At 32.2% G+C, this 15169-nt stretch carries 16 protein-coding genes and 1 tRNA gene; 12 read left to right on the top strand and 5 right to left on the bottom strand.

Translation table 11 applies throughout. The features are described 5' to 3' along the window. The first annotated feature begins 51 nt into the window (after nt 1–51). Genes WC622_RS09465 through WC622_RS09425 form a run of 9 tightly spaced genes read left to right on the top strand, consistent with a single transcriptional unit; the run spans nt 52 to nt 8466 of the window. Nucleotides 52–1284, top strand: a complete 1233-nt coding sequence (locus WC622_RS09465) for a glycosyltransferase (protein WP_372819448.1) — start codon at nt 52–54, stop codon at nt 1282–1284. Between the two features lies 1 nt (nt 1285). Next, nucleotides 1286–2107, top strand: a complete 822-nt coding sequence (locus WC622_RS09460) for an FkbM family methyltransferase (protein ID WP_372819447.1) — start codon at nt 1286–1288, stop codon at nt 2105–2107. After that, nucleotides 2100–3251 (top strand): glycosyltransferase family 4 protein, encoded by a 1152-nt coding sequence (locus tag WC622_RS09455; protein WP_372819446.1) that lies wholly within the window; start codon nt 2100–2102, stop codon nt 3249–3251. The genes WC622_RS09460 and WC622_RS09455 overlap by 8 nt, the downstream gene beginning before the upstream one ends. Further along, the gene (locus WC622_RS09450; protein ID WP_372819445.1) at nt 3238–4695 is read left to right on the top strand and encodes an exosortase Y-associated Wzy-like protein; all 1458 of its coding nucleotides are present in this window, start codon (nt 3238–3240) and stop codon (nt 4693–4695) included. The genes WC622_RS09455 and WC622_RS09450 overlap by 14 nt, the downstream gene beginning before the upstream one ends. Continuing rightward, nucleotides 4658–5815, top strand: a complete 1158-nt coding sequence (locus WC622_RS09445) for an XrtY-associated glycosyltransferase XYAG1 (protein WP_372819444.1) — start codon at nt 4658–4660, stop codon at nt 5813–5815. Before WC622_RS09450 ends, WC622_RS09445 begins: the two co-directional genes overlap by 38 nt. Continuing rightward, the gene (locus WC622_RS09440; protein WP_372819443.1) at nt 5815–6438 is read left to right on the top strand and encodes a class I SAM-dependent methyltransferase; all 624 of its coding nucleotides are present in this window, start codon (nt 5815–5817) and stop codon (nt 6436–6438) included. The genes WC622_RS09445 and WC622_RS09440 overlap by 1 nt, the downstream gene beginning before the upstream one ends. Beyond that, nucleotides 6438–7289 (top strand): glycosyltransferase family 2 protein, encoded by an 852-nt coding sequence (locus tag WC622_RS09435; RefSeq protein WP_372819442.1) that lies wholly within the window; start codon nt 6438–6440, stop codon nt 7287–7289. Before WC622_RS09440 ends, WC622_RS09435 begins: the two co-directional genes overlap by 1 nt. A gap of 27 nt (nt 7290–7316) precedes the next feature. Next, nucleotides 7317–7919 (top strand): exosortase Y, encoded by a 603-nt coding sequence (gene xrtY / locus WC622_RS09430; RefSeq protein WP_372819441.1) that lies wholly within the window; start codon nt 7317–7319, stop codon nt 7917–7919. Further along, nucleotides 7912–8466, top strand: coding sequence for a WcaF family extracellular polysaccharide biosynthesis acetyltransferase (locus WC622_RS09425; RefSeq protein ID WP_372819440.1), 555 nt, complete (start codon nt 7912–7914; stop codon nt 8464–8466). Before xrtY ends, WC622_RS09425 begins: the two co-directional genes overlap by 8 nt. On the opposite strand, the gene obgE is transcribed toward WC622_RS09425, so the two are convergent. The 5 genes from obgE to WC622_RS09400 form a co-directional block, all read right to left on the bottom strand. Beyond that, nucleotides 8467–9465 (bottom strand): GTPase ObgE, encoded by a 999-nt coding sequence (gene obgE / locus WC622_RS09420; protein WP_372819439.1) that lies wholly within the window; start codon nt 9463–9465, stop codon nt 8467–8469. A 74-nt stretch (nt 9466–9539) separates the two neighbouring features. After that, on the bottom strand, nt 9540–10109 hold the full coding sequence (locus WC622_RS09415) for an adenylate kinase (protein WP_372819438.1): 570 nt from the start codon (nt 10107–10109) through the stop codon (nt 9540–9542). 62 nt (nt 10110–10171) lie between these two features. Next, a tRNA-Arg gene (locus WC622_RS09410) sits at nt 10172–10248 on the bottom strand. 86 nt (nt 10249–10334) lie between these two features. Next, nucleotides 10335–10799, bottom strand: a complete 465-nt coding sequence (locus WC622_RS09405; protein WP_372819437.1) for a redoxin domain-containing protein — start codon at nt 10797–10799, stop codon at nt 10335–10337. Between the two features lie 103 nt (nt 10800–10902). After that, the gene (locus tag WC622_RS09400; protein WP_372819436.1) at nt 10903–11811 is read right to left on the bottom strand and encodes an NAD(P)-dependent oxidoreductase; all 909 of its coding nucleotides are present in this window, start codon (nt 11809–11811) and stop codon (nt 10903–10905) included. 151 nt (nt 11812–11962) lie between these two features. On the opposite strand from WC622_RS09400, the gene atpD reads away from it, so the two are divergent. The 3 genes from atpD to WC622_RS09385 form a co-directional block, all read left to right on the top strand. Beyond that, the gene (gene atpD / locus WC622_RS09395) at nt 11963–13465 is read left to right on the top strand and encodes a F0F1 ATP synthase subunit beta (RefSeq protein ID WP_182920780.1); all 1503 of its coding nucleotides are present in this window, start codon (nt 11963–11965) and stop codon (nt 13463–13465) included. A gap of 30 nt (nt 13466–13495) precedes the next feature. Beyond that, a complete protein-coding gene (gene atpC / locus WC622_RS09390) occupies nt 13496–13741 on the top strand; it encodes an ATP synthase F1 subunit epsilon (protein ID WP_372819435.1) in 246 nt (81 codons plus the stop codon). Between the two features lie 743 nt (nt 13742–14484). Continuing rightward, nucleotides 14485–15169 (top strand): aminotransferase class IV (locus tag WC622_RS09385; RefSeq protein ID WP_372819434.1); only part of this gene is annotated, 685 nt, incomplete at its 3' end.

Here is a 15169-nt window from a genome sequence, read left to right as displayed (position 1 = left end):
AATCGGGTCCTAATTATTTCGCCTCACTTCCCTCCCTCAAATGCGGCAGATATGCAACGCGTTAGAATGAGTTTGCCTTATTTTAAAGAATTTGGGTGGGAAGCCGAAGTTGTTACTGTGCATGAAAATTATGTAGATATGGTAAAGGATTCTCTTTTGATGGAATCAATTCCTAATCACATCGTTATCCATAAAGTAGATGCTTTTGCTAAAAAATGGACTAGCAAAATTGGGCTTGGAAGTTTAGCATTACGCTCATTATGGTTCTATCGCAAAAAAGTTAATCAATTATTGCGAACTAAAAAGTTCGATTTAATTTATTTTTCTACTACGGAATTTCCAGTATGTATTTTGGGTTCTTATTGGAAAAATAAATTTAATATTCCTTATGTAATTGATATGCAGGATCCTTGGCATAACGACTATTACCAAAATAAACCAAAATCAGAGCGCCCAAAAAAATATTGGTTTTCTTATCGTTTACATAAATTCTTGGAACCAATTGCGATGAAAAATGTAGATGGTTTAATTAGTGTCTCAGAAAAATATATAAATACTTTAAAAGACAGATATTCAAATTTGGTAAATGCTCCAACTAAAGTAATCACTTTTGGTGCGAATGTATTAGATTTTAAAATCGCTAAAGCAAATAACGAACAGCTAAAGCTATATTACACTCCATCAACTACGCAACTCAATCTTGTTTATGTAGGTAGAGGTGGTTATGATATGAGAGATGCGGTAGAAATTTTGTTTAAAGCGTTCAAAACTGGACTTGAAAATGAGCCTGAGTTATTTGAAAATATTCACTTTCATTTCATTGGTACAAGTTACGCCCCTGCAGGCAAAGGTATAGCTACGATAAAGCCAGTTGCTGAAGCTTTATATCTTTCTAACTATGTTTCAGAATATACAAATAGGATTGGTTTTTATGAAAGTATTAAACAACTTATCGCTGCAGATGGACTAATCATAATTGGTTCTAATGATAGTGGTTACACCGCTTCTAAATTATATCCTTATATTTTAGCGAAAAAGCAGCTATTAGGTGTTTTTAATGTTGCCAGTAGTGCTGCAAAAATTTTAATGGATTGTAATTCAGGTGACCTAATTACGTTTAATGATAATCAAAATGAAGCTTACCAAATATTACATCATTATATTACCAACATAAAAAAACAACTACCGATATCAACCAACTTTATAGCATTTGAACCATATACGGCTTCATCTCTGACAAAATCACAAGTTGAATTATTTAATGAAGTTTTGATTAGTAAATAAAATGTTATTAAAAAATATAGCTAGAATTATATTAAGAAGGCCATTTTTCAAAGGACAGGATCGTATTTTTAATTATCTATTTAAAAGAAATAAATTAAATCAGGGATGGCGTATTGTTAAACCAATTCAGGGAAATTTTAAAATTAACTGCGATACAGCAACATGGATTGGAGCTAAAATAGTTTATACTGGAAATTATGAATCCGCTCTTAAAAGTGTATTCCAATCTAACATCAAAAAAGGAGACTGCGTTTTAGATATTGGTGCAAATATTGGTTTTCATACCCTCTTTTTTGCAGAATTAGTTGGAGAGCAAGGCTCAATAACAGCGTTTGAACCTGTTCCTTATAATTTTGAATCTCTTAATTATAATATTAGCTTAAACAACTTTCATCATATAAAATCAAAAAATATTGCTCTTGGAAATAGTAACGAACAAATTAGAATTGCTGCTGATGAGAAAAGTAAAAACCCAGGAGCTTTTAATCTTTTTGATCAAAGTGGTGACACTTTAATTACCTGTTGCATTGGGGATGAAATTATTGGAGATGAAACCATCGATTTTATTAAAATTGATGTAGAAGGATATGAAAGTTTTGTAATTCAAGGTTTGCTTGAAACCATTAAAAAAAATAGACCAAAAATTATATTTGAGTACGACGTTAATTATCACAAAAAAACTGGATTAGCTAAAGATTATATTTTTTCACTTTTATCCAGCTTAAATTATCGCTTTATGCATATTTATCAAAAAGGCTCAAAGGTTTTGGACAATTTTAATGAACTTGAATCTGGTAATATTTTAGCCGTACCTAATGACTAAGAAATTAGCGATTATTAGTACTCACCCTATTCAATATTATGCGCCGGTATTTCAATTACTTGCCAAAAAAATGAATATTAAAGTGTTTTACACTGCTGGTAATTCCTCCCTAGAAAAATATGATGTGGGTTTTAAGCAAAAGATTGAATGGGATATTCCTTTATTAGAAGGTTATGAGTACGAATTTTTAGAAAATATTGCGAAAGATAAAGGCAGTCATCATTTTAAAGGAATTGTTAATCCATATGCAATTACACAGATAAAAAAATGTCGGCCAGAGGCAATTTTAATTTACGGTTGGGCTTATAACAGTCACTTAAAAATTATTCGACATTTTAAAAATAAAATTCCTGTTTACTTTAGAGGAGATTCTACTCTATTAAATCAAAAATCTGGTCTAAAAAATTTATTTCGAAACCTGTTTTTAACTTGGGTTTATAAACACATTCATGCAGCATTTTATGTTGGCACAGCAAATAAAACTTATTTTAAAAAATATGGATTGAAAGATGAGCAATTAATTTTTGCCCCACATGCTATTGATAACCAAAGATTTGGAAATATTAGGCTCAAAGACTCGTCAAAAATTAGGGCACAATTTCAAATTAATGAAGAGGAAATTTTAGTGCTTTTTGCAGGGAAATTAGACCCAGTTAAAAACCCAAAATTATTGCTTACAGCCTTTAAAAAGCTAAATCTAAATAATGTGCATTTATTAATTGTAGGTAACGGAGAACTAGAAGAAAGTTTAAAAGAGCAAGCTAAAAACAATGATAAGAAAATTGCCAACATTCATTTTTTAGATTTTCAAAATCAAACGCAAATGCCAGCTATTTATCAAGCTTGCGACCTATTTTGTCTTCCATCTAATAGCGAAACTTGGGGTTTGGCAATAAATGAGGCGATGGCATCAGGGAAAGCAGTACTAGTTTCAGATAAAGTAGGATGTGCAGTTGATTTAGTGAATGGTAAAACTGGAAGCATGTTTAAACATGCAGATTTAATGGATTTTACTCAAAAATTAATAGCTTTAACATTAGATAAATCTGAGCTAAAAATAATGGGAGAAAATTCATTAAAATATATCCAAAATTGGAGTTTTGAAGCACAAGTAAATGCAATTGTAGGGTATGTTAACAGATAAGAATCCTAATTTTTCTCGTCAAAAAGTACTTATCTTGATTTATGTACCATGGGCTTTAGCTGTAATTACACAACTAGATCCTGTTGTGTCTTATTTTATAGCTTGGCTTGGTTCCTTTTATATTTTTTATCTGACATTATTTTCTAGAGTAAAATTTATACCTCATGATTTACCGTTAACCAAACAAGTAATGCGACCAATTGTGTTAATTCAACTGATTTTTGCTGGATTTATGTGTTGTTCTTCAGTTTTTTATTTTATGGACCACTTGGGATATGAATATTTTAATAAAGTAAATATATTACCGTTTAAAGTAAATGAGCAAACTTATTTTATTGCTAAATGTCAGCGTTTATCATTATTAGCACATGCTGCATTAGTTACAGGTATGATTGTTCAAATTAAACAGTTTCCAATTATCAAGCATAAACTCAACTTAAATCTAGATTTTTTTCTAATCTGGTTGTGTGTAATCTGTTATCTTTTAGGTTCGGCAACGTCTAGAATTTCAAGCATTTTACAGTTTTCTTATTTCTTTATTAATATTTCAATAACCTGTAGTGCTTTAGTATTTGTAAGAGGTATTGTGCAAAGAAAAAGAGGTTATATATTTTTTGGAGGTGGGCTATTTATTTTTAACTTTTTAGCTTCAACATTAACTGGTTACAAAGAAAGTATTATCATTAATATAATTATTATTAGCTTTTTACTTTATCCTTATTATAAAAAAACCATACTTACACTAGCACTCCCTACAATTTACATATTGTTATACATATTGCCAACATTTGCTAGTATAGTAAGATCTCAATCGTGGTCTGGGCAAAAAACAGCTGCAGAAGCTAGAAAAGAAGCATTTAATTCAGTATTAGCTAGTGATGACCCAGTAATTGATGAAACGAATTGGGGTTTTCTTACAAACAGATTAAGTGAAATCAGTATGTTCACCAAATTTGTAAAGCACATTCCTGACGAAAGAGATTATTATGGATTAGAAATTTTAAAAAACTCTCTTTTAGCAATCATCCCAAGATCTATATGGCCGAATAAATTTGTAACAGAAACCGTATCAATGCAACGTGTATATGAAGCTAGAGTCGCTTATAAAAACTCAAGTGTATCTGCTAAAACCCGACCAGTAGTTGACGGTTATGTAAGTGCAGGTTTCATAGGGGTATTTATTTCGATTTTCTTATATGGTTGGCTAACTCAGTGGCTTTGTAATAAGGCAGAAGAATGGTTTGGTGGCTACGAACTTGGATGCATTGTCATGTTCAATGCTATTTTCCAAAATTTATGGCGAGGGAATAATTTCGAATTCTTGCTTAACAATATTTTTTATGGGTATGTAGCTATGTATGCCATTTTTTGGATGTTAAAAAGATCAAATACACTAACAGAATTAGATGTTTATAAAAATACTGCAGATAACAGCAGCATATAAACCTGCTTACATTTATGGTGGACCAACAATGTCTGTTGCAAAATTATGCGAAGTATTAACTGAAAATGAAGTAGAAGTTGAAGTTCTAACAACTACTGCTAATGGCAAAACTGAATTGAATGTTATTACAAACAAAACTCAAAAAGTTGATGGTGTAAATGTTACTTATTTTAAAAGATTAACAAAAGATCATACCCACTTCTCACCAAATCTTTTAAAAAATCTACGCAGTATCATTGTTCAAAATAAAAAAGATAAAAAATTAGTGATTCACATACACGCTTGGTGGAATTTGATTTCCATTTTTAGTTGTCAAATAGCCAAATGGTATAATATTCCCGTAATTTTATCGCCACGAGGAATGCTCACAAATTATACCCTAGGCAATAGAAATACTAATTTCAAATCTATTATTCATTTTGTAATAGGTAAGAAATTATTGACTTATTGTCATATTCATGCAACGAGCGAAAAGGAAAAACAAGATGTCTTGCAGTTTATAAAGCCAAAAAGCATTATTGTAATTCCTAACCTTGTGAAACTCTCAAAAGACGATGAATTTATTCCACATTTAGAATTAGAAAATTCTTTTAAACTCATTTTTTTATCTCGAATTGAAGAAAAAAAGGGCTTAGGATTACTTTTTGAAGCATTAGTTGATTTAACATTTAATTGGACTTTAACTATAGCTGGATCAGGAGAAGAAGAATATGTAAAAAGTTTAAAATTAAAGGCTAAAGGTTTAAAACTTGACAAACGAATAAATTGGATTGGCCAAGTAACAAATAGCAACAAATTTAAATTAATTGCAGATCATCATCTAATGATTTTAACTTCATACAATGAAAACTTTGCTAATGTAGTTGTGGAAAGTTTAAGTGTTGGCACACCTGTTTTACTTTCAAATCAAGTTGGTTTAGCAGATTACATTGATAAGAATGATTTTGGCTGGATTACTGATTTAACGAGCAAAAACATTCATGAAAATATGGAAAATGCTTTTATGGATCGTGAAAAGAGAGTTAAAATTCGTAAAATGGCACCAAAAACTGTAAAAAGAGATTTTAGCTCGGAAAAATTAATTCATCAATATATTTCATTTTATCAACAAGTAAATTAATGTCTGAATATAAAGATTTTGGATTTCAACATGCCAATGCTTCTCATGCTCATCAATATTTAGATGGACCTATATTAGGTTTATTAAATGTGCATGCAAATCAAAAAATACTTGATTTAGGCTGTGGGAATGGAGCTTTGGTAAAGCTTTTATTAGAAAAAGGATTTGATGCCTATGGAACTGATGCTTCAGAAAAAGGAATACAAATCGCTTCCGAATCATTCCCTGATCGCTTTGCATTGCAAGACCTTTCTAAAGATGAACTTCCAGAAAAGCTAGCACACTTAAACTTTGATACCATTATTTCTACTGAAGTAATAGAACATTTGTACGATCCAAGACAATTTGCTTCATTTTGTAAAAAGATATTAATTAAAAACGGTGGCGGAGAATTGATCTTAAGCACTCCATACCATGGTTATTTAAAAAATCTCATCATATCTTTAATGGGAAATTGGGATAAACATGTTAACCCACTATTTGATGGAGGTCATATTAAGTTTTGGTCTAAAAAAACAGTAACGCAATTATTAGAAGAACAAGGATTTAAGGTTTCAAGTTTCGTAGGGTGTGGTCGATTTCCTTATGTTTGGAAATCTATGGTAATTAAAGCTAGAATATAATGAAGAATTTTAGTTTCATTATTTTAACTTTTAACGAAGAACAACATTTACCAAGATTGCTTAAATCTATCGTGGATTTAAATGCATCGATTTATATCTTGGATTCTGGAAGTACAGATGAAACTTTAAAAATTGCGGCAGATTTTAAAGCGGAAGTTAAAATTAATCCATTCGAAAATCACCCCAAACAATGGGATTGCGCCTTAAAAAGTTTCGACATTCAAACTCCATGGATTATTGGCTTAGATGCCGATCAAATCGTAACTCCAGAACTTTTTGCATTATTACAAAATTTCAAAGACGAAGATCATAAGAATACAAATGGTATTTATTTCAACAGAAAAAATTATTTTAAAGGAAAATGGATTAAATATGGAGGATTTTACCCAAAATATTTGCTTAAAATGTTTAGAACTAATATTGGATATTCAGATTTAAATGAAAATATGGATCATCGTTTTATTGTTCCAGGCCAAACCGAAATTTGGAAAAATGGTCATATTCTAGAAGAAAATCTAAAGGAAAATAAAATCAGCTTCTGGATAGCAAAACACAATAGATACAGCGATTTAATTGCTGAAGAAGAAATAGAGCGATTAAATAACCTGCGCAATCAAACTATTAAACCTGATTTTTGGGGCAGCCCAGATGAACGTAATGCTTGGCTAAAAAGGTTGTGGTGGAAACTTCCTTTAGGTTTAAGACCCTTTCTCTATTTTAGCTATCGTTTATTTTTCAAACTTGGTATTTTGGATGGTTCAACAGGCATATTATTTCACTTTTTACAAGGATTTTGGTTTAGACTCATTGTTGATGTAAAAATCAAAGAAATCTTAAAACCTAAACCGTAAATTAGTCTATAAATTAACTCTCATAATATGAATCAATCTCTCGATAGCAAAAAAGAAGCAAATAAAACAGCTATCTTTTTTGTGATAAAACTTTTATTTTTCTACTTCCTATTTAGTCAAGGAAATTTGTTTATGAATAGCGTAATGAATGAAGGAAGTAGATTTTACAATGCGTATATCTCCAATCATTTCGATTATATTCAAGGACTAAAAACAGCATTGATTGTACCTGCTGTATGGATTATTAAACTATTCGGCTTTTATGCTATTCATAATGAAATGGATGTTTTAGTGGTCGCTGGACCTCATTTAAGAGTAAATTATTCATGTTTAGGTCTTGGTGTAATGTCGTTTTTAACCGCTTTTATAATTGCATTCCCTGCTAAATTAAAATCAAAGATTAAGCTCCTTATTTTAGGATTACTAATGATTTATATGCTAAATATATTAAGGATAGCTGCACTTGGAGTACTACTAGGTTTCTTCGAATCTCAAAGAGATAATTTTACTTATCATCACGAAGTATTCAATATTTTAGTTTACATCATCGTATTTATAGTGCTTTATTATTGGATAAAAAAGAATAGCTCCCCTATTGTTAAACAAGAAACTGAATCAAAAATTGACTAAAGAAACTCAACTTAAGAAGGATTTTGATAAAAAAGATTTCAATCCTGGCGCTTCTTCTCTAAAAATTGCTTGCTGGTATTTTACAAGCATGCTCTTTTTTCGGTCAGGCTTAATTCCTTTTAGTTCTGTTTTAGTATTAATTCTAAGAATTTTCGGCGCAAAGATTGGAAAAGATGTAAGAATAAAACCATTCATCTATATCCATTATCCATGGAAATTAACTATAGGTGATTATTCATGGTTGGCAGAATGTAGAATTGAAAATTTGGCTGAGGTTATCATTGGTAAAAATGTATGTGTTTCGCAGCAAGCAATGTTATTAACTGGTAATCATGATTACAAAAAAGTAGGTTTTGATTTGATTACGAAGTCAATTGTATTAGAAGATGGTGTTTGGATAGGTGCTAAAGCTATAGTTTGTCCAGGGATTACTGCTAAATCGCATGCCGTTCTTGCTGTTAATTCTGTAGCTACAAAAAATTTGGAAGCCTATACCATTTATCAAGGAAATCCAGCAAGTAAAGTGAAAGACAGAATAATAGACTAATTATTCTTCATTAATTGCTTTCCATAACATATCTTTTAATTCGGTTATACCTTGTTGGGCAACTGCCGAAATAAATATTGTCGGAATTTTAGGTAGATCTGCTTTCATCTCAGCCTTCAACTCATCATCTAACATATCAGATTTTGTAATTGCCAATAAATGAGGTTTTTGCATTAACTCTGAATTGAACTGTTCTAGCTCGTTTTTAAGAATTTCATATTCTTCTTTAATGCTTCTACTTGTATCTGCAGGCACCATAAAAAGCAAAACAGAATTACGTTCTATATGGCGTAAAAATCTAAATCCCAATCCTTTTCCTTTAGATGCTCCTTCAATAATCCCTGGAATATCCGCCATTACAAATGATTTTCCATTGCGATAAGAAACGATACCTAAATTTGGAACTAAGGTTGTAAAAGGATAATCTGCAATTTCTGGTTTAGCAGCAGATAGAACAGATAACAAAGTTGATTTTCCAGCATTCGGAAAGCCTACCAAACCAACATCTGCTAATACTTTCAATTCTAAAACCATCCATTCTTCTTTTCCTGGCTCACCAGGTTGTGCAAAACGAGGAGTTTGTAAAGTTGGGGTTTTAAAATGCCAGTTTCCTAATCCGCCTCTTCCTCCTGGAGTTAAAATTTTAGTTTCTCCATCTTCTGTAATCTCAAATATAATATCTCCTGTTTCTGCATCACGAGCTATAGTTCCGAGTGGAACTTCCAAAATTTCGTCTTTTCCAGTTTTCCCGGTTTTCTGACTACTTCCACCACTTAATCCATCCTCAGCAATAATATGCTTACGGTATTTTAAGTGAAGTAAAGTCCAAAACTGAGAGTTTCCTCTTAAAATAATATGTCCACCTCTTCCTCCATCTCCACCATCAGGTCCACCTGTAGAAGTTAATTTATCACGGTGTAAATGTGCAGAACCTGCCCCTCCTTTACCAGAACGGCAACATATTTTTACATAATCTACAAAATTCGATCCCTGTGACATAACAATTTATTTAAAAACAAAAAAGCGGGAAGAACTGAACAATCTTTCCCGCTATTCTTTATCTCATTTATACTTTAATACTTATCTATAACGGAACATAAACTGTTAAAAATATCATCGATATTCCCAATGCCGTTAATTTTTGTTAATTTTTTTTGCTCATCATAATAAGGTAACACTAAAATAATTTTGTTAAAATACTCATCAATTCTTTTTTGAGATTTTTCTGCCTGATCATCTAATCTACCTGTTTCTTTTTGGCGAAGCGCTACGCGTTTAACCAGCTCATCTTTATCAACATCTAGTGCAATTACACCGTCAATCTTACTGCCTTTTCCTTCTAAAAACTTATCTAATTCTACTGCTTGAGGAATTGTTCTAGGAAAACCATCAAATACAAATCCTTTAGCATTCGGATTTTTATCGATTTCTTCCTCTAACATGTCAATTGTGATCTTATCTGGTACTAATTCACCATCAGCAATTAATTTACTTACTTTCTTACCTAAAGCAGTTTGATTTTTAATGTGTGCTCTAAAAAGATCTCCTGTAGAAATATGCACTAACTGATATTTGCTAATCAGTTTTTCAGATTGGGTGCCTTTGCCTGCACCTGGAGGGCCAAAGAGAACTAAATTCAGCATTAAGGTTGTCTTTAAAAGTGAAAAAAGCCTCACCGCCTGTGGGCAGCAAGGCTCTTTAATATTGGTGCACTTGTAGGGATTCGAACCCCAAACCTTCTCATCCGTAGTGAGATGCTCTATCCAGTTGAGCTACAAATGCGAATGTTACTGTTTCCGTGTGGTTAACGGATTGCAAAAGTAACGCTTGAAATTCAATTTAACAATTTTTTTATTGAATAATTCAAATTAATCGGTTACAACTTTTTTAATTGCATCAAAATCAGGCAAATCTGTTGCAACATCTAAAACCTCTGCATACGTAATTACGCCTTGTTCATTTATTACAAAAGCAGCTCTTTTAGATACGCCCTTTAAGTTAAATACAAATTCTTTGTAAAATGTGCCAAAAGCTTGAGATACTTCTTTGTTAAAATCAGATAATAAAGGAAATTGGTAAAATTGTTCTTCTTTAAATTTACCTAACGCAAAAGGAGAATCGACAGATACAGCAACAACAGCCGCATTCATGCCTTCATAATAACCAAAACTATCTCTCATAGTACACAATTGCGTAGTACAAGTCCCTGTAAATGCTAATGGAAAAAAATGTAAAACCAATTTTTTTCCTTTGTAATCGCCTAATGAAACTTCTTTTAGTTCTGAACTAAATAATTTAAAATCTGGGGCTTTATCGCCAACTTTTAGTGACATATTTTTCGTTTAATCGTTATCTGTAGTGTTGTTCATTAATTCAATTGTTCATTAGTATTAATTATCATGCCTAATGAACTAACAATACTACTGAACTAATAGGTTAATTTCTTTCTTTAAGCTGTTGATCTAATATCGCAAGCCCCTCCTCAAAGCTATGTGGTTGATAGTTTAATTCAGTCATTGCTTTGTCTAAAATAAACCCAGTACAGGCAGGTCTTTTTGCAGTTTGATTTAAAGTAGTAGCACTAATCTCATTAATTAACTTTTTATCTAAATTCCAAAAATCAGCTACTCTTGCAACTAATTCAGAAATACTCATCATGTCTTTTCCAGAAATATTATATACACCCTGTGCATCATGTGAAACCGCCAACAAACAGCCATTAGCTAAATCTTCAGCCAAAGTTGGCATACGCCATTGGTCATTTACAATATTTAAAGGTTGCCCCTTTTCTAAGGCTCCTTTTGCCCAAAGCACAATATTGCTTCTACTCATATCACTTACAATACCATACACAATAATGGTACGAAGAATGGCCCATTTGCAATTCGAATTTTTAATAGCCTCTTCTGCCAGTAATTTTGTTTCTCCATAGTAACTTAAGGGGTTTGGTGCAGCTTCCTCATTATAAGGTCCATCCTCTCCATCAAATATAAAATCGGTAGATAAATGCACTAATTGAATATTGTGTTGTTCGCAAATAGCAATCAAGGTAATTACAGATTCTACATTTAAAGCAAATGCCAATTCTTTTTGATCTTCGCAAGTATCCACATTTGTCATTGCAGCTGTATGAATAATCGCATCAGGTTTATATTTTTCAATAACTGTTTTTACTTCACCAGGATTTAGGATATCCATATCAGCATAGATATAGCCTTCCTTAACAGGAAAACGGTTATCTCCTTTTGAAGTAGCTATTAAATTTATACTGCCTTCTTTTAAAATTTTCTCAGTTATTTTTTGCCCTAAGAGCCCATTACTGCCTGTTACTAATATGGTTTTCATAGCCGCTAAATTATCGATTAAAATTCTGTTGAAAAACTTTTAATTTATATATAAAATTTACATTGAAAAATCCTAACTTTGCAAACTGAATTGCGGGCGCATAAAAACGCCTTTAACATTTTGATTTTTATAATTTTATCAAAAACAATATATGCCTAACATTGGAAAAATAGCGCAGATTATAGGACCGGTAGTTGACGTAAGTTTTGCTAACGATGCCCATTTACCTAAAATTTTCTCTGCATTAGAGATTACAAAAGAAAACGGACAAAAGATCGTTTTGGAAGTTCAACAACACCTTGGTGAAGACCGTGTACGTGCCATTTCAATGGACTCTACCGACGGTTTAGTTCGCGGTATGGATGCAGTAGATACTGGTGCACCTATTAAAATGCCTGTTGGCGATCAAATTAAAGGCCGTTTATTTAACGTAGTTGGAGATGCAATTGACGGTATCACAGCAGTTGATAAAACTGGTGGTCGCCCAATTCACAATGCACCTCCTCGTTTTGAAGATCTTTCTACAGAAACCGAAGTACTTTTTACAGGTATTAAAGTTATCGATTTGTTAGAGCCTTATGCAAAAGGTGGTAAAATTGGATTATTCGGTGGTGCCGGTGTTGGTAAAACTGTATTAATCATGGAGTTGGTAAATAACATCGCTAAAGCTTACGCTGGTTTATCAGTATTTGCTGGTGTGGGTGAACGTACTCGTGAGGGTAACGATTTATTACGTGAGTTTATCGAATCTGGTGTAATCAACTATGGTGATGAATTCTTACACTCAATGGAAAAAGGTGGATGGGATTTAAAAACCGTTGATACAGAAAAATTAAAAGAATCAAAAGCAACGTTGGTATTCGGTCAAATGAACGAACCTCCCGGTGCACGTGCTCGTGTAGCCCTATCAGGATTAACAGTTGCAGAATATTTCCGTGATGGTGATGGTGAAGGCGCTGGAAAAGATATCCTTTTCTTCGTTGATAACATCTTCCGTTTCACTCAAGCAGGTTCTGAGGTATCGGCTCTATTAGGTCGTATGCCATCTGCGGTAGGTTACCAACCAACATTAGCAACTGAGATGGGTTTAATGCAAGAACGTATTACTTCAACTAAACGTGGTTCAATTACTTCGGTACAAGCTGTATACGTACCTGCAGATGATTTAACTGACCCTGCACCGGCTACAACTTTTGCCCACTTAGATGCAACAACAGTACTTTCTCGTAAAATTGCTGAGTTAGGTATTTATCCTGCGGTAGATCCATTGGATTCTACTTCACGTATCCTTTCTCCTGCTGTTTTAGGCGATGAGCACTATAACACAGCTCAACGTGTGAAAGAAACTTTACAACGTTATAAAGAATTACAAGATATCATCGCGATATTAGGTATGGACGAATTATCTGAGGAAGATAAATTAGTCGTATCAAGAGCTCGTCGTGTTCAACGTTTCTTATCTCAACCTTTCCACGTAGCTGAGCAATTTACAGGCTTAAAAGGTGTATTGGTTGACATTAAAGATACCATCAAAGGATTTAACATGATTATGGATGGTGAAGTTGATGAATATCCAGAAGCTGCATTTAACCTAGTTGGTAGCATTGAAGAAGCTATCGAAAAAGGTAAAAAATTATTAGCAGAATCTAACTAGTACGTTGTACGTATACGTAAAACTTAAAGAATGACTTTAGAAATATTAACTCCAGATAAAAAAGTTTTCGAAGGCGATGTAACTTCAGTTACCGTTCCTGGAACTTTAGGTTCTTTTCAAATTTTAAGAGGCCATGCTCCTATTATCTCTACTTTAGAAGACGGTTTAGTAATTATCAAAGACGCAAACGGCGAAAACATCTTCAATATTAAAGGTGGTGTAGTCGAGGTTCTGGACAATAAAATTATAGTTTTAGCAGAAGCAGTACTTTCTTAAGTATAAATTTGCTAGTTCTTAAAGCCCTTTGATAATTTCAAGGGGCTTTTTTTATTTATAACATAGTCCTTAGTTTGAAAAATAAAAGTCAAGAAATTATTCATTCATTTTTTGGAAAAGAAGATAAATCATTAGTTATGTTATGGGCATTAGTCTTTATCCCACTTTCAATTTACATCAATAAACATTAGAAGCTTAAGAAAGCTTAGATACAGTAGATATAGTATCAGGCTATGAGTCTTATCCTTTAGAATTTGTATGCATTTAGAAGGATTAAATATTAGGTTATTTCTCAAATTTTTTCGTCATCTATAACATTTTACGCCGAAAATCTATTAATTACAATGCAAGCATAATAAACATACCGAATACCGAATTCATATTTAGTCTATCTAACACCACTATATAAATCGAATAAATATAACAATAAGATATTTTATTCTGTATATATACAAAAATCGAAACAAAATTTTTTTTAAATTATTTTCAATTTACTATTGCTAGTTTATGAACCAAAAACTAAATTGGTTTTATAAACATTAACAATGTACAACCCTAGATATTTAAGTTTAAGTTTAACAAATAGAGCGGACGATATGGCTACTTTATATGTCATTCTTATTGCTATTATTCTGCTACTAAGTAAGCAGCAGGGGTCGCTATAAAATGAATATTTAATACTCAAAATATACCTGAAGCGTCCCAATTTAAAAGGGACGCTTTTTTTAAATAAAAAAATTAAAATGCAATACTATAATTCTAACACAGTAATTTATGTAAACGGACGCTTTGTTAAAGCCGAAGAAACGAAAACAGACTTGTATGGTCAGTCGTTACATTATGGTTTTGCCGCTTTTGAAGGCATAAGGGCGTATAAAACTCACAATGCTACTCGAGTATTTAAAATAAGAGAACATTTTGAAAGACTACAACGTTCGTGTGAATTAGTTAATATTCCATACCCTTGGGATAACAATGAATTGATTAAACAAACCTATAGATTATTAGAATTGAATAATCTAAAAGATGCTTATATCCGTCCATTAGTGTATTGTGAGCCAAACATGACTCTGATTGCTCCACAAAAAGCCTCAATTATGATTTGTGCTTGGGAATGGGGCGCTTATTTAGGCAATAAACAATTAAAAGTTTGCATTTCTCCTTTTCAAAGACCTAATCCAAAATCAACTTTTGTTGAGGCTAAAATCAGTGGGCACTATGTAAACTCTATTCTAGCCACAACTGATGCAAAAAGCAAAGGATTTGATGAGGCATTACTATTAGATATGGATGAAAATGTAGCCGAAGCTCCAGGTGCAAACATTTTCATAGAGAAAAACGGGAAATTATACACTCCTAGTTTAGGAAATATCTTAGCAGGAATAACACGAAATACAGTTATTGAATTATGCAATGTGTTAGATATTG

The sequence above is a fragment of the Pedobacter sp. genome (genome assembly GCF_041662865.1).
Classification (GTDB): Bacteria; Bacteroidota; Bacteroidia; order Sphingobacteriales; family Sphingobacteriaceae; genus Pedobacter.
This window is presented reverse-complemented; position numbering and strand designations above follow the sequence as displayed.